Origin of the sequence: Halogeometricum sp. CBA1124, assembly GCF_009741955.1 — an archaeon.
GTDB lineage: Archaea > Halobacteriota > Halobacteria > Halobacteriales > Haloferacaceae > Halogeometricum > Halogeometricum rufum.
Genome location: NZ_WPCD01000067.1, coordinates 1 through 15753 on the forward strand (window position 1 = coordinate 1; position 15753 = coordinate 15753).

Annotated in this window: 12 protein-coding genes and 4 pseudogenes; 9 read left to right on the plus strand and 7 right to left on the minus strand. The window is 67.7% G+C overall.

Going from position 1 to position 15753, the window contains the following annotated elements; translation table 11 throughout:
- A partial coding sequence (locus GJ632_RS10225; RefSeq protein ID WP_305037682.1) for an RNA 3'-terminal phosphate cyclase occupies nt 1–390 on the plus strand: 390 nt, incomplete at its 5' end.
- Between the two features lie 16 nt (nt 391–406).
- Here GJ632_RS10225 and GJ632_RS22070 read toward each other — a convergent pair.
- The 5 genes from GJ632_RS22070 to GJ632_RS10245 form a co-directional block, all read right to left on the minus strand.
- The gene (locus GJ632_RS22070) at nt 407–865 is read right to left on the minus strand and encodes a hypothetical protein (protein ID WP_197427960.1); all 459 of its coding nucleotides are present in this window, start codon (nt 863–865) and stop codon (nt 407–409) included.
- On the minus strand, nt 817–1389 hold the full coding sequence (locus GJ632_RS10230) for a hypothetical protein (protein ID WP_191452858.1): 573 nt from the start codon (nt 1387–1389) through the stop codon (nt 817–819). The genes GJ632_RS22070 and GJ632_RS10230 overlap by 49 nt, the downstream gene beginning before the upstream one ends.
- Before the next feature lie 6 nt (nt 1390–1395).
- Complete coding sequence (locus GJ632_RS10235) at nt 1396–1605, minus strand: hypothetical protein (RefSeq protein ID WP_191452859.1); 210 nt, start codon at nt 1603–1605, stop codon at nt 1396–1398.
- A 77-nt stretch (nt 1606–1682) separates the two neighbouring features.
- Nucleotides 1683–3518 (minus strand): ribosome biogenesis/translation initiation ATPase RLI, encoded by a 1836-nt coding sequence (locus tag GJ632_RS10240; protein WP_089804497.1) that lies wholly within the window; start codon nt 3516–3518, stop codon nt 1683–1685.
- 3 nt (nt 3519–3521) lie between these two features.
- Entirely contained in the window at nt 3522–3848 is a 327-nt protein-coding gene (locus GJ632_RS10245) for a hypothetical protein (RefSeq protein ID WP_089804495.1), read from the minus strand.
- Between the two features lie 152 nt (nt 3849–4000).
- On the opposite strand from GJ632_RS10245, the gene GJ632_RS10250 reads away from it, so the two are divergent.
- Nucleotides 4001–4291 carry a helix-turn-helix domain-containing protein gene (locus GJ632_RS10250; RefSeq protein ID WP_191452860.1) on the plus strand — a complete coding sequence of 97 codons (291 nt, stop codon included), beginning with the start codon at nt 4001–4003 and terminating at the stop codon, nt 4289–4291.
- Nucleotides 4292–4673: 382 nt separating this feature from the next.
- On the opposite strand, the pseudogene GJ632_RS10255 reads toward GJ632_RS10250, so the two are convergent.
- Both GJ632_RS10255 and GJ632_RS10260 read right to left on the minus strand, forming a co-directional pair.
- Nucleotides 4674–6526 (minus strand): annotated as a pseudogene (locus GJ632_RS10255) (PINc/VapC family ATPase).
- Between the two features lie 78 nt (nt 6527–6604).
- Nucleotides 6605–8250, minus strand: a pseudogene (locus GJ632_RS10260) (methyl-accepting chemotaxis protein).
- Between the two features lie 238 nt (nt 8251–8488).
- On the opposite strand from GJ632_RS10260, the gene GJ632_RS10265 reads away from it, so the two are divergent.
- The 7 genes and pseudogenes from GJ632_RS10265 to GJ632_RS10295 form a co-directional block, all read left to right on the plus strand.
- Nucleotides 8489–9301 (plus strand): manganese catalase family protein, encoded by an 813-nt coding sequence (locus GJ632_RS10265; protein WP_191452861.1) that lies wholly within the window; start codon nt 8489–8491, stop codon nt 9299–9301.
- A 133-nt stretch (nt 9302–9434) separates the two neighbouring features.
- Nucleotides 9435–10511 (plus strand): M20 family metallopeptidase, encoded by a 1077-nt coding sequence (locus GJ632_RS10270; protein ID WP_191452862.1) that lies wholly within the window; start codon nt 9435–9437, stop codon nt 10509–10511.
- A gap of 9 nt (nt 10512–10520) precedes the next feature.
- Complete coding sequence (locus tag GJ632_RS10275; protein WP_343161120.1) at nt 10521–11075, plus strand: SHOCT domain-containing protein; 555 nt, start codon at nt 10521–10523, stop codon at nt 11073–11075.
- An 82-nt stretch (nt 11076–11157) separates the two neighbouring features.
- A pseudogene (locus GJ632_RS10280) lies at nt 11158–12693 on the plus strand (carboxypeptidase M32).
- Between the two features lie 88 nt (nt 12694–12781).
- Nucleotides 12782–14265, plus strand: a pseudogene (locus GJ632_RS10285) (carboxypeptidase M32).
- 169 nt (nt 14266–14434) lie between these two features.
- Nucleotides 14435–14617: an HVO_0416 family zinc finger protein gene (locus GJ632_RS10290; RefSeq protein ID WP_089804478.1), complete on the plus strand. Its 183-nt coding sequence runs from the start codon at nt 14435–14437 to the stop codon at nt 14615–14617.
- Between the two features lie 110 nt (nt 14618–14727).
- On the plus strand, nt 14728–15753 hold a 1026-nt coding region (locus GJ632_RS10295; RefSeq protein ID WP_191452863.1), incomplete at its 3' end, for a UvrD-helicase domain-containing protein.

Genomic DNA, 15753 nt, shown 5'->3' on the forward strand with positions numbered 1-15753 from the left:
CGTCGAATCGGACTGTCCGGGCGCGTCGTCACCCTCGTCGCCGACTGCGGGTCGTCGCGGGCGGGGTTCGACGCGGTCGGAGAGCGCGGCCTCCCGTCCGAGGACGTCGCCGGCCGGGCCGTCGAGGCGTTCCGGTCGTGGCGGGCGACGGGCGCGCCGGTGGACGAACACCTCGGCGACCAACTGCTCCTGTGGGTCGCCCTCGCCGGCGGCGAACTCCGACTCCCACGCGTCACCGACCACGTGCGGACGAACGCCGAGACGATACGGGCGTTCGGCTACGGGCTCCGAGTCGGCGGCGGCGAGGAGAGCCGAACCGGCGAAGAGACGGGAACCGACGAGGAGGACGGTACCGGCGGCGTGGTGGCGACCGCGCCGTCGCCCGAGTGACCCGCCGGCCGCCGCCTCAGAACCGACCGATGTCCGTCTGCTCCTCGGGCGGGACGAACGGGCCGACGGAGACGGTGTAGCGCGTGACGGTGGCGACGCGGAAGATGTGGGCGACGAGAATCGCCATCGGCGCGAAGACGACGACGAACGCGGCGCTGACGACCCACGGCAGGAGCGTGGCGGGGACGGCCACCGACGGCTGACTGGTGTAGAGGAGCACCGTCACGACGGCCGCGGCGAGGGCGAGCAGACCCGAGTAGATGAGCCGCTTCGACAGGAGCGCGAGGTCCTGCTGGAGCGTCATCGTCTTGAGGAACTGTCGAGTGATGGCGACGGCACGGAGCAGGTCGTACAGGTCGTCGAGCGCGGCTTCGGCCTCGACGGAGAGGTCGTCGCCGAACTCCTCTCTGAGGTGGCGCGTCGCGGTCATCTGCACGGCGTACTCCGAGGAGAGCGTCCGAGAGAGGACGTCCATCGTCGTGTTCTCGTCGTCGGCGTCGCCGAACTGCTCGGCGTACGTCTGCAACTCCTCGGCGTACGACCGCACGCGCCGTCGGAGGGGTCGCCGACTTCGACCACCTCGACTTCGAGCGCGGAGGCCCGGTCCCGCACCGCCTCGGATATCTCCACGAGGAACGTGCCCGGGTCGTTCGAGACGGTGGTGACGTCGAGGACCGCCGCGGCGTCGCGCCGGAAGTCCAGCGTCGCGTCGAGGCGGTCGTTCAGGTCGTTCGGCGCACCGAAGATGCGCGAGAGGATGAGCTGGTTGATGGAGAGCATGACGGTGATGATGGTGGCGAGGCCCGAGAGGACGCCGCTTCCGAGGAGCGTCGGGATGTAACTGCCCTCGCCGATGCGGAGCACCTCCGAGAGCGTCAGCCACAGCGACCCGGCGAAGACGACGGCGAGGAGGACCGCCGCGACGGCCAGTCGGTCGCCATTGACGAGCCACCACTCTCTGAGGGTTCGGGCGAACGAAACGTCGCGAGAACCGCTCATCGGGCGTCAGCGGCGGCTGAGGAACCGGAGGAGGACCTGCGCGACCGTACCGAGTTTGGTCGACCGGCTCGAGACGAGGGCGACGCCGACGAGGAGGAGCGCCCGCTTCGGCTTCTTCCGGAGGAGCGCGAACACGGCCTGCAAGAGCGGTATCGCCACGCTCAGCGTTCGCATCTCGTTCCCGCTCAGCGCGCTCTTGAGTCGGTCTGTCTTCATACAGGTAGTCGACGCGGCGCACCATTAACGTTTGAGGCCACCCCTCGGAAAGGCGGAGAGAACGGAGAGTCGACCGGTCAGTTCGTGGACGAGTAGTAGTACTCGCCCTCGCGCTTCTGCTTGCTGTCGAGTTGCGACCCGGGCTTGTTGATGCGGGGTCGCTGCGTGCGCTCGTCGCGGCGGAACGTGATGTCGAGGTCCGAGAGGAAGTCGTTCATCCCCGCGCGCATCTCCTGCGGCGTCCCGGCGTGCCCGTGGACGGAGGACTCGCCGTCGAACACCATCAGGCGGTCCGCCAGCAGGTCGATCATGTAGATGTCGTGGTCGATGACCATCACCGTCGCGTCGTGGTTCTCGGCGTACCGGCGGATGGCCGTCGTCGCCTGCACGCGTTGCTCGACGTCGAGGTGGGCGGAGGGTTCGTCCAGCACGTACAGGTCGGCGTCCTCCGAGAGGGTCGCCGCGATGGCGACGCGCTGTCGTTCGCCGCCCGACAGGTCGTCGAGGTTGCGCTCCATGATGCGGCCGAGTTGGAGCGGGTTGGCGACTTCGGTCTTCCAGTAGGAGGTGCCGAAATCGTCCGTGATGGACGAGAGGAACGCGTCCACCCGCATCGGCTGGTCTATCTCGATGTACTGCGGCTTGTACGCGATGTCGAGGCGGAAGTCGAGTTCGCCCACGTCGGGGTCGAGCGACCCGGCGAACATCTTCGCCAGCGTGGACTTCCCGATGCCGTTCGGGCCGACGATGCCCAGCACCTCGGAGTGGTAGATGGTGCCGGGTTCGACTTCGAGCGAGAACTCGCCCTCGCCGTAGGACTTCTCCAGTGCGGGGTAGTCCACGAGGGGGTCGCTCTTGGCCGTCTCCCGCGGCGCGTGTTCGTGGAACGTTATCTCGTCGGGGCGAATCCGCATGTTCTCGTTCGAGAGGTAGCCCTTGAGATACTCGTTGATGCCGTTGCGGACGGACTTGGGGTCCGTGACGACACCGTACGCGCCGGGTTCACCGTAGGCGATGTGGAGCGTGTCGGCGAGGAGGTCGAGGATGGCCAGGTCGTGTTCGACGGCGAGAACGGCCCTGTCCTCCTCCTCCGCGAGTTCGCGGATGAGACGCGCGGCCGTGACGCGTTGGCCGATGTCGAGGTACGGCGTAATCTCGTCGAGGAAGTAGAAGTCCCGGTCGCGCGCCATCGTCGCCGCCAGAGCGACGCGCTGGAGTTCGCCGCCCGAGAGGGTGTCGAGCGGTTGGTCGACGACGGGCGCGATGCCGAGTCGCTCGACGTACTCGTCGAGTTTGCCGCGTTCGTCCGTCGCCTCCAGCAGTTCGCTCGTGACGCCGTCGAACTGCTTGGGAATCTGGTCGACGTACTGCGGTTTGCGCGCGATGGAGACCTTCTCCTCGCGGACGCGTTCGATGTAGTTCTGCAACTCCGTCCCGCGGTACCGTTCGAGGACGGCCTCCCACGTCGCCTCCTCGCCGTAGTCGCCGAGGTTGGGAACCATCTCGCCCGCGAGGGCGCGGACGGCCGTCGTCTTCCCGATGCCGTTCGGGCCGAGGATGCCCGTCACCGAACCCGGTTCGGGGACCGGCAGGCCGTAGAGGGCGAACGCGTTCTCGCCGTAGCGGTGGACCGGGTCCTCCTGCAGTTCCGTGGGGAGGTTGATTATCTCGATGGCGTCGAACGGACACTTCTCGACGCAGATGCCGCACGTCTCGCCGAGGCAGACCTCCTCGGAGATGCGAATCTGGTCCGGGCCGCCGTCGTACGGTTCGTCCTCCTCGTAGTAGTCGCCGCGCGTGACGATGCACTCCTTGCCCGTCCGGTTCGGGGGGCAGTAGTTGGCGCACTCGTAACTGCAGCGGTCCGGTTGACACCGGTCGAGGTCGACGACCGCGATGCTGTCGTCCGCCATGAATTACAGGGAGACGCCCGACGTGAGCATGATGCCGTACGAGATGTACCACAGCGTGAACGTCATGAAGACGACGTAGAGGTAGTCCTTCGCGCCGAAGTCGCCCACGTCCACGCCGACGACGCGCAGGAGGGGGAACTGCGCGAGGACGAACGCGCCGAGGACGGCCAGCGTCTGCTGATTCGTCGCCGCCTCGGCCACGGGTGTCGCCCCTAAGCCGACCAACGCGCCCGACCCGAACGCGGCACCGATGCCGGCGAGACAGGCGAGTGTGGTGACCGTGACCCCCCGCATGTGACCGGAGAGGCCCGTCTGCGTTTCCGTTGCCATGGGTACGACTCCGATACCCGGCATCAAAAGGCGTTCGTTCCCGCACGCGCCGAACGGGGGGCGCTTTCGGTGACGACTACTGTCTCTCAGAGGACACGTTCGCGCCGTCATCCACGAAGGTTTATGGCGTTTCGACGTTTCGATTCGTAACGATGGCTGAGGCAGAACAGGAGAGTCTCGACGACCTCCCTCCGAGTGCGAAGTTAGTTTTCAAAGTGCTCGAATACAACGGACCCCTGACGCAGAAGGGAATCGTCCAGGAGTCGATGCTGTCGGCTCGGACGGTCCGGTACGCACTCGAACGACTCGAGGGAATCGGCGTCGTCGACGAAGACGTCTACTTCGCAGACGCGCGACAGAACCTCTACCAACTCACCGACGCGGCTCCGAAACGTCCTTCGGAGAGCGACGCGGACGAGGCAGAGGCCTGCTGCGCCGAATAATCCCGACTGGCACGGGTGCGACGGCATCGGCTCACGACCACGCTGACGGCGACAACTTCTCTCTTTCGGCGAGGCAGGAAAACGCGAGCGAAGCGAGCGGGAAACTGCCTCGTGGCGAACGGGCGAAGCCCGTGAGCGGTGGGTTGCTGAAACCGGAAAACGCGAGCGAAGCGAGCGGGAAACTGCCTCGTGGCGAACGGGTGAAGCCCGTGAGCAGTGGGTTGCTGAAACCGGAAAACGCGAGCGAAGCGAGCGGGAAACTGCCTCGTGGCGAACGGGCAAAGCCCGTGAGCGGTGGGTTGCTGAAACCGGAAAACGCGAGCGAAGCGAGCGGTGACGAAGACGGCAACGACGAGAAGACGAGGAGTCCGCAGTCGGCGCGTTACGCCGGGTGGACGGTGATGCGCTGCTTGCGGTCGATGGCCTGTTCGAGTTCGTCGGCGATGGCGCTGCCGCGCGACACCTGGATGTCGCCGCCGCGGCCGACGGTGGCGGTGAACAGGTAGTCGCCGTCGGCGCGCACCTCCACCGTCTCGCCGACGTGTTCGTCCATCCGGACGACGACGTGCCGGGAGGTGACCTCGGGCGTGACGACTTCGCCCTCGTCGGCCGACGACTGGGACCCCGACCCCGACCCCGACCCCGACTGGGCCGGGTTCTCGTCGTGGGTCCGCACGTCGATGTCGATGCCGAGACGGTCCTCGACGTCCGAGATGCGGCCGCCGCCCTTCCCGATGACGTAGGAGATGTCGTCCTCGTCGACGTACACCGTCGCCTTGTCCTGCCCCTGCAGTTCGACCTCGACGTGGCCGCGGGCGATGGAGCGAATCTCGCGCTCTATCTCCTGTCGCGCGAGGCGACTCACGCCCGTCTCGTCGCGGCCCTCCGCCTCCTCGCCGAGGGGGACGGTGACGACCTGTCGGTTGAACGTGTAAATCTCGTAGGCGGGCGTGTTCGTCTCGAAGTCCGTCACCTGGATGACCGGGCGGGCGAGGTCCTCCGCCGTGAGTCCCTCGGGCACCTTCACCTGCGTCTGCACGTCGTAGACGGTGTCGACGCGGCCGTCTTCGATGTAGACGACGGTGTCGACCACCTGCGGAATCATGCCGAGTTCGACGCGGCCGACCAGTCGCTGGAGGGCGTCGATGGCGCGCGTCGCGTGGACGACGCCGACCATACCGACGCCGGCGAGGCGCATGTCCGCGAACACCTCGAAGTCGTCCGTCTTCCGCACCTCGTCGTAGATGGTGTAGTCGGGGCGAACGAGGAGCAGCGAGTCGGCCGTCTTCGACATCTGCCCGTCGAGGGCGGTGTACTGCGTGATTTCGGGACCGACCTGCAGGTCGCGCGGTTTCTCCATCGTCTTCACCGCGTAGTCGCTGTCGTTGAGGAACTCCGCGACGGCCTGCGCGAACGTGGACTTCCCCGCGCCGGGCGACCCCGAGATGAGGACGCCGCGCTGACGTTCGGCGAGTCGCTCGCGGAGTTCGTCCGCGAACTCGTACTCGTCGAGGTCGGTCTTGACGATGGGCCTGACGGCGGTTATCTCGATGCCGTCGGCGAACGGCGGGCGGGCGATGGCGATGCGGTAGTCGCGGAACTGGACGATGTTCATGCCCGGTTCGGACAGTTCGACGAAGCCGTCGGGGGAGCGCGCGCGGAGTTCTCGATGTCGTCGGCCCACGCCTTCATCGTCTCCTCGTCGGACACCTCCTCGTCGATGGTCTGGTAGTGCATCTCGCCGATTGCGCCGCGTTTGGCCTTCGGCTTCGTCCCCGTCTTGAGGTGGACCGACATCGTCTGGTCGTCGAAGAACTCCTCGATGACGAGATCGCCGGACCCGCGGGTTCGCGCCTCGACGAACTCCACGTCGATGCCCTTCGCCCGCGCGACTTCGGCCTGCACCTGGTCGCTCGTCAGGAGCGTCGCCCCCTGTTCCTCCGCCACGTCGCGGATGACGGCGTCGATGTCGCCCTCGTGTGCGCCCGTGGCCTCGCTCGGTTTCGTGCGACGACCGACGTACTTGACGGTCACGACGCCGTCGTCGGCGAGTTCGGCGAGGCGTTGGAGTTCCGAGAGGCCCTCCCAGCCGGTGTCGTACCCCTGATTCGCCTGCGATTCGAGTTCGCCGACGACGGCTTCGGGGACGCAGATAGTCGTCACCTCGTCGTCCGACTCGACTCGCTCGGACACGCGACCGTCGATGACCGCGCTCGTGTCCGGCACTATCTTCATACGCGGCGGTTCGAGCGGAACACGGATAAGGGTATAGATGGTCGAACGGCGACGGTTCGCGGGCGCGCCGTCACGCGGTCAGTCGTCCGCCGTCGCGGCGACGCCGGCCGGTCGGCCGTCGGCGTCCTCGACGAGTTCGAACGACCCGACGAGTCGCTCTAACTCCGTGGCTCGCTGGGAGAGCGATCGGGTGCGGTCGGCGATGTCGTCCACCGACTCCGCCTGCTGGGTCGCCGCCTCCTCGGCGGAGTCGGTGCGCGCGGCCGTCTCCTCGGAGATGTTCGCCACCTCGTCCACGCGGGCGGCCACGTCCTGCGAGGACGTCGCCTGCTGGTCCGTCGCGTCGCTCACCTCGCGGACGCTCGCGTTCACGTCCTCGACGGCCGCGACGATGGCCTCGAACTCCTCGATGGCCGTCTCCACCGTCTCGACGCTGGCGGCCACCTGCCGGTTCGTCTCGCGGACGGTTTCGAGCGTCTCCGCCGACCGCTCGGTCACGTCCGCGATGAGCGCAGACACCTCGTCGGCGGACTCGCGCGTCTCCTCGGCGAGCGCTTTCACCTCCTCGGCGACGACGCCGAAGCCGTCGCCCGCCTCGCCGGCGTGCGCGGCCTCGATGGCCGCGTTGATGGCGAGCAGGTCCGTCTGCGAGCCGACGTCGTCGATGAACTCGGCTATCTCGTCTATCTCCTCGATTCGCTCGCCGAGGGCGACGACGGCCGACGCCGTCTCGTCGATGCGCGACTCGACGGCGTCGAGTTCGCTCATCGCCTCGGTGGCGATGTCGCGGCCGTCGCGACCGCGTTCCGCCGCCGTGTCGACCGTCTCGGCCACGTTCTCGGCCGAGGCGGCTATCTCCTCGACGGTCGCCGAGAGCGTCGAGAGTTCGTCGGCGACGGTCTGGAGGTGTTCGGTCTGCCGGTCCGCGCCGTCGGATATCTCCGTGACGGCCGACGCCACCGCACCGCTGGCCTCGTTCGCGCGTTCGATGCTGGTCTGGGCCTCGTCGCTCATCGCGGCGACGTCGGCCGCGAACGACTGGACCTCCGCGATGGTGTCGGACAGTTCGCGGACGAACTCGTTGTACGACCGGGCCACCTCGACGTACCGGTCGTTCTCCTCGCCGACGTCGTCGACGGGCACGAGGGCCGTGAGGTCGCCCGCCGCCGCGCGTTCCGTCGCCTCGCCGAAGGCGTCGACGAGTCGCTGGAGGTTGCGCGTGTGCGAGGCGAGTCCGCCGCCATGCGGTCGAGTGCGTCGCCGAACGCGCCGGGGAGCGACTCCTCGAGGACGGGGTCGTCGAACTCCCGGTCCGCGAGCGCCGTCGCCTGCGCCGAGACGGTTTCGAGGTGCGCGTGCATGTCGTCGAAGTCGGCGGCGAGGCGGGCGATTTCGTCGTCTCCGGCGACTGACGGCGGCGGCGTCGAGAGGTCACCGTCGGCGACGGCGGCGGCCGACGCCGAGAGGCGGGTGATGGGCTGGACCACGTCGCGGCGGACGACGAGGACGGTGTTTCCGAACGCGACGAGGGCGGCGGCGAACAGGGCCGCCGACAGCGCCGTCTGCGTCGAACCGGAGACGAACGCCGGGAGCGCTACCTGCGCGACCGAGATGCCGAACTGGATGGCGACGGCGGTCAGGACCTTTCGGGAGACGGACCGGGAGACGCCCAGCACGTCCATCGTCCCCCACAGGAGCCGTTCGTACGCGTCGAGTGGACTCATACCCGGGTGTCTACCCGGAGATATTCATAACGTGGCTCAGATTCTCAGTTGATGATAACTATCCGGTTCCGGCCGTTCTGCGCCGGTGACAGCGGAGTGTCCAGTTCTGAGTTTCGATATCGGCCCGCGCGAACGGGGGAGTAGAGGCGGACTGAGACGGGGAGACGTCCGTTCGCAGAGAAAATTGTTCATTTTGGCCAATTTATTTTTGTGAACTTGCCGGGGAGAATTAGAAGTCATGTTCTTCCACGAACAGGGACTGCAGTACGACGTCGAAGTCGAGGACCCCGACCCGCAGTTCGCGAAGATGCTCCAACAGGCCATCGGCGGGGCCGAAGGAGAGATGCGCGTCGCCCTCCAGTACATGTTCCAGTCGTTCGCCGTGCCGAGCGAGATGTCGGAGTACAAGACGCTCCTGATGGAGACGGCGATGGAGGAGATGGGCCACATCGAGATGCTGGCGACGGCGGTGGCCAAGAACCTCGAAGGCGCCTCCCACTCCCGGCGCGAGGCCGCGCGCGACGACGACATCATCGACGAGATGATGCGAAGCGGACAGCCCCGCCAGGCGCTCTCGGCGGGCCTGCACGCCATGCCCGTCGACTCGAACGGCGTGCCGTTCACCGGGAACTACGTGGTGGCCAGCGGGAACCTCGCCGCGGACATGTACGCCAACGTCATGGCCGAGTCCACCGGGCGGACGCTGGCGACGCGCCTCTACGAGTTCACCGACGACCCCGGCATGAAGGACATGCTGGAGTACCTCATCGCCCGCGACACGATGCACCAGAACCAGTGGCACTCGGTGCTGGACTCCTTCGACGACCACCTCCCGGTGCCCGCGAGTTTCCCGCAGGAGAAGGAGAATCAGGACTACAACTACACGTTCATGTCCACGACGCGCGAGGAGCGCGAGAACCCCGAACAGCCGTGGACGACCGGTCCCTCGGCGGACGGGAAGTCGGAGTACTCCTACACCGCCGAGCAACCCGACGGCGGCGCGCCCGACGTCGAGGACGTCATCGACGAGATGTACAACGACGTGAACTGAGACCGCCGTCCGTACGCGCCGGGGGAGCCTCCCGACCGCACGCCGTCGCGTCGCCGCGCCGTCGTCGCGTCGCCGCGGCGTCCCCTTGTTCCGCGCGGGAGAGACTTATGCCGTCCGCGACTGTCGTGCGAGTATGCAGGAGTTGACCGACCTCACCCGCGAACTCGTCTCCGTCCCGAGCCACGAGGACGAGACGGCCTGCGGGGACGCCATCGAACGGTGGCTTCGCGAGGAGACGGACGCGGACGTGACGCGCGACGACCACGGCAACGTCGTCGCCCGGAAGGGCGAGGGAACGTCGCTGGCACTCGTCGGCCACCACGACGTGGTGCCGCCGGACGAGTCGCAGGAGGACGCGGGGGAGTACGTCGTCGAGGAACGCGACGGCCGCCTGTACGGCCGCGGGACGGCGGACATGAAAGGCGCCGTCGCGGCGTCGATGCTCGCCTTCCGCGACGCCGACCCGGCGGGCGAACTCGTCTTCGTCTCGTTCGTCGGCGAGGAGACGGGCGGGGAGGGCGCCCGCGGCGCGATCGAGGACGGGTTCGTCCCAGACTACGCCATCGTCGGCGAGGGGTCGACGAACTACTCCGGCGACGACGTGACCGACGTGGTGGTGGCCCACAAGGGCCGCCGCGCCTCCACCGTCGTCGCCCGCGGGTCGGCGTCGCACGCGAGCGAACCCGAGGCCGGCGTGAACGCGGTGTACCGCGCCTGCGACGCCGTCGACGTGATTCGCGACCTCGACGTGCCGACGGCCGACGTGTTCGGCGAGCGACTGTCCGGGAGCGTCGTCGTCACGGAGATAGACGGCGGGTCGGCGTGGAACGTCGTCCCCGAGCTCTGCGAGGTGACGGTGGACGAACGGACCGTTCCCGGCGAGTACGCCGACCTGTCCCGGGTCGAATCGGTCGAGGGCGTCGAGTGGGTGCTCGAACAGGATCTGCCGCCGATGGCGTGCGACGACGAGGCGTTCGCCGAGACGGTGCTGGACGCGGCGACGGCGGCGCAGGAGAACCCCCCGGAACTGGTGACGAAACCGCACGCGACGGACGCCGGGTGGCTGGCGGGCGCGGGGACGACGTGCGTCATCTGCGGCGCCTCCGAACCCGGCGAGGCGCACACGAAGGACGAGAGCGTCTCGCTGGCCGTTCTGGAGCGGTGTTACGAGGTCTATCTGGGCGCGGCCGAATCGTGGCCGGACGCCTGACGCCGGACGGTGACGCACTCGGCGGGCGGAGCGGTGGACCCCCGAATTTTTTCTCGGACGCCGGGCTACCACGAGGTGACGATGCCCTCCCATCCCGCCTCCGACGACGTCCGAGACGCCGTCGTCGGGTCCGTCGAGAAACTCCGAACGCTGACGCCCGTTCTCGTCGCCCTCGCGACGCTTTTCGTCGCCGTGATGCAGGTGGTCAACGGACTGCCGGCCGACCAGATAGCCGAGACGCTCGTCGTCGGGTGGTTGCTGTCGACGCCCGTCGCCGCCCTCCTCCTGTGGCTGACGCCGTCGTTCCTCCCCGTCGTCGGCGACGAGGAGCGCGAACCCGAGAATCCGCTCGCCCGCCTCAAGGCCCGCTACGCCGACGGCGAGATAGACGCCGCGGAGTTCGAACGGCGGGTCGAGGCGATGCTCGCCGCCGACGCGGCGGTGCGTGACGGCGACGGCTCGCTTCGGGACGGGGGCGGTTCGCTTCGAGACGGCGACGCCGCGGCGCGGGCCGGGTCGGACGTGAGCGGCGCGTCCCCCGCGACGGCCGTCGAACGCGACTGACGGGGGCAGTCGGGCGCGTGACGAACCGGTCCACCCGTCCGGATACACATGGTTGATTACGCAGGACGTGTTTCGATTCGATATGGCAACTGAAGCCGCAGGCTCCGACTCGGAGTCGGCACCGGACGCTACACGGACCTCCTCCAGACGTACAAGCGCGTGGCGAACGTCCGCAACGCGGGCGGACTGCTGTCGTGGGACCAGCAGGTGATGATGCCCGAGGGCGGCAACCCGGCCCGGTCCCAGCAACTGTCGACGCTGTCGTCGCTGTCGCACGAACTGCTCACCGACGACGAGGTGGGCGAGCAGTTGGACGAACTCGAAGACGCCGACCTGACCGACGAGCAGGCGGCCGTCGTCCGCGAGATTCGCCGCGAGTACGACCGCGCGGTGAGCGTCCCCTCCGAACTGGTCGAGGAGATTTCGACCACCTCCTCGGAGGCGCTCCCGGCGTGGGAGGAGGCGAAGGCCGAGGACGACTTCTCGACGTTCGCGCCGTACCTCGAGAAGCACGTCGAACTCAAGCGCGAGTACGCCGAGCACATCGACCCCGACAAGGACCCCTACGAGGTGCTGTTCGAGGACTTCGAGCCGTGTCTCCCCCTCGAACAGGCCGAGGAGATTCTCGACGAACTCCGCGACACCCTCGTGCCGATGATCGAGCAGATTCGCGAGGAGGGCGACGACATCGCCACCGACGCGTTCACCCGCGAGGGCGACTACCCCGAGGGCGACCAGGAGGAACTCTGCCGCGACGTGCTCTCGACGCTGGGCTACCCGTGGGAGCGCGGCCGCATGGACACGTCGTCGCACCCGTTCTCCTCGGGGACGATGTTCGACGCCCGCGTGACGACGCGCTTCGACGAGACGGACCCCCTCGGCTCGCTGTTCTCGACGGTCCACGAGTTCGGCCACGCGACGTACAACCTCGGCCTGCCGGACGAGCACTACGCGACGCCGCTGGGCGAGGACCGCAACCTCTCGGTCCACGAGTCGCAGTCTCGCCTCTGGGAGAACCACGTCGGCCGGTCGGAGGCGTTCTGGACGTCCTGCTCCCCAGTTTCAAGGAGCACTTCCCGAGGCCGAGGACGTGACGCTGCAGGAGGCGTACGAGGCGGCCAACCAGGTGTACGACGACAACCTCATCCGCGTCGAGGCGGACGAGTTGACCTACCACCTGCACATCATCGTCCGCTTCGAGATAGAGCGCGCACTCATCGCCGGCGACATCGACGTCGAGGAGGTGCCCGAGGTGTGGAACGACAAGTACGAGGAGTACCTCGGCGTCCGCCCCGAGTCCGACTCCGAGGGCTGTCTGCAGGACATCCACTGGAGTCACGGCAACTTCGGCTACTTCCCGACGTACTCGCTCGGGTCCGTGATGGCCGCGCAGTTGTACGCGGCCGCCGAGGACGACATCGACGACCTGGAGGACCACATCGCCGAGGGCGACTTCGAACCCCTCCACGAGTGGCTGACCGAGAACGTCCACCGGCACGGACGCCGCTACGAGACGAACGAACTCGTCGTGCAGGCGACCGGCGAGGACTTCACCGCCGACGCGTTCACCGACTACGTGACCGAGAAGTACGGCGACCTGTACGACATCGACGCGTAACCCCTACTCGGCACTCCCTCCGTCGACTCCTTTCTCGCGGACTGCCGGCTGACGGAGATTGATACGCTCGCGGCGAGACCGACGAGGCATGTCCACGAGCGACACGTACGACGCCCTCCTCGACCGCTACCGACGCGTCTCCACGTCCGCCACGCCGACGGCGTGCTGATGTGGGACCAGCAGACCGTGATGCCCGAAGGCGGGACGCCCGCCCGCGCCGAACAGCGGTCGACGCTCTCCTCGGTCGAACACGACCTGTTGACCGCCGACGAACTCGGCCGACTGCTGGCCGAGGTGGACGAGGAGTCGCTGGCGGCCGACGAACGGGCCGCGGTGCGAGAGATTCGCCGACAGCACGAACGCGCCGTCCGCGTGCCGGACGAACTCGTCGCCGAGATATCGCGCGTCGAGTCCGGGGCGCACGAGACGTGGGTGGACGCGAAGGCCGACGACGACTTCGACGCCCTCGCGCCCACCCTCGAACGCATCGTCGACCTCTACCGCGAACGCGCGGCGCACCTCGACCCGGACGCCCACCCGTTCGAGGCCATCTACGGGGACTCCGAACCGCACCTGCCCCTCTCGACGGTCGAGGAGATATTCGCGGACCTGAAGGAGACCATCGTCCCCCTCGTCGACGAGATTCGCGCGGCGGACGAACTGCCGACGCCGTTCGACGGCGCGTACGACGAGGACGCGCAGTACGCCCTCTCGGAGGACGTGCTGGACCGCCTCGGCTACGACTGGGCGCGAGGGCGACTCGACACGTCGGCGCACCCGTTCACGTTCGGGACGCAGTTCGACTGCCGCGTGACGACGCGCTTCGACGAGTCCGACCCCCTCGCGGGCCTCACCTCGACGATGCACGAGTTCGGCCACGCGACGTACAACCTCGGCCTGCCGCAGGACCGCTACGCCACGCCGTTGGGCGAGTCCGGCAGTCACGGCGTCCACGAGTCCCAGTCGCGGTTCTTCGAGAACCACGTCGGCCGGACGCGCCCGTTCTGGGAGGGGTTCGTCGGCGTCGTGAACGACCGACTCGGCTCGGACGCGAGCGCAGAGGCGGCGTACGCCGCGGTCAACCGGGTGAAGCCGGACAACGTGATTCGCGTCGAGGCGGACGAGTTGACGTACCACCTGCACATCCTCGTCCGGTTCGAGACGGAGAAGGCCCTCCTCGGCGGCGACATCGAGGTGGCGGAGGTGCCCGCGGTGTGGAACGACAAGATGGAGGAGTACCTCGGCGTCCGCCCCGAGACGGACGCGGCGGGGTGCATGCAGGACATCCACTGGACGGCGGGCTACCTCGCCGCGTTCCAGAACTACACCGTCGGGAGCGTCCTCGCGGCGCAGTTGGACGCCGCGATGCGCGAGGAACTGGCCGACGTGGACGCCCTGATTCGCGACGGGGAGTTCGGACCGATGCACGAGTGGTTGGCCGAGAACGTCCACCGGCGCGGCCGGCGGTACCCGACGGACGAACTCGTCGCGGAGGCGGCGGGCGAGTCGCTGTCGGCGGACGCCTTCTGCGACTACGCGACGGCGAAGTTCGAGTCGCTGTACGGGCTCTGAACGGGCGCGCTCGACGGCTGACGGCGGACTCCGCCGTCGGACGGGGGCCGGCCGACGGACGGGAGCGGCCCCCGGAACGCGCGCCGGACTCATTACTCCTCCGGACGGTTATCGAACGGTGAGGACGGGCAACAAAGACTAAGTAGTGGTACGGCATAGCACACCACGTATGGCCTCAGCACCAGACGCCGATGAGGCGCTGTTCGACCAGTTCTTGGACGACCGCGGACACGGAGTATCCGACGAAGACTGGGAGACATCCTATAACAAGAAGCAGTGTCCGGACTGCGGTGCGCTTCACGACGAATCTGCCGTCGATTGTTCGGTCTGCGGCTGGGACCCGCGAGTCTAGCGCGACGCCGATTCGCCGTCGACGAACACCTTCTTTCGCTCGCGACTCGACCGGTAGAGAAGTCCTCGAAAGCAGGCAGTTTATCAGGGATAAGGGCGTGAACGGGTACAATGAGTGACTCCGACGCGACAGTCACCCGACTCTTCGGTGGGCCGGGGAGCGGGAAGACCACGGCACTCCTCGACCGGGTCGAGGAGATTCTCGAAGACGACGACGTGACGATCCGAGACATCCTCGTCGTCTCGTACACCCGCGCCGCCGCGGCCGAGATTCGAGAGCGTCTCGCCGAACGGCTGGACGTGTCGCCGCGGGCGTTGCAGGGCAACGTCGCCACGATGCACGCGAAGGCGTACGAACTCCTCAACCTCTCGCGCAACGACGTGGTGGGCGAGAGCGACAAACAGGAGTTCTGCGAGGAGTACGGCGTCGAGTTCGAGGACGAGTACGGCGGCGCCGGCCGCCGGACCGCCCGTTCGACCACCATCGGCAACAAGATAATCGCCACGAGCCAGTGGCTCCAGCGGACGCGACGCGACGTGGCCGACTGGTACGACGTGCCGTTCAACTGGAACGTCGAGGAGGTTCGCCTCCCGCCGGAGGTCGACCCCAACGCGCAGGAGGGCAACAAGTACACGCCGACGTGGCCCTCCGACGACGACCGAATCGACGTGCCGAGCGTCATCCGCGGGTGGCGCACCTACAAGGGCGACAACGGGCTGGTCGGCTTCGCCGACATGCTCGAACGGGTGAAACAGCGCTCGCTCGTGCCGAACGTGGACTACCTCGTCATCGACGAGTTCCAGGACATCACGACCCTGCAGTACGACGTCTACCAGGAGTGGCTCCCCCACCTGAAGGGCGTCCTCATCGCCGGCGACGACGACCAGGTCGTCTACGCGTGGCAGGGCGCGGACCCGAACCTCCTCTTGGACACCGAACGCGACGAGGACGTGGTGCTGCCGAACTCCTACCGCCTCCCCTCGAAGATTCTGAACGTGGTGAACAGGGAGATTCGCCACATCGACAAGCGGCAGGAGAAGGACCTGCACCCGCGCAAGGAGGGCGGCGTCGTCGAGGGCGTCTCCTCGCCGTCGATGCTGGACCTCGCGCGCAACGTCCGCTACACCCTCGAAGAG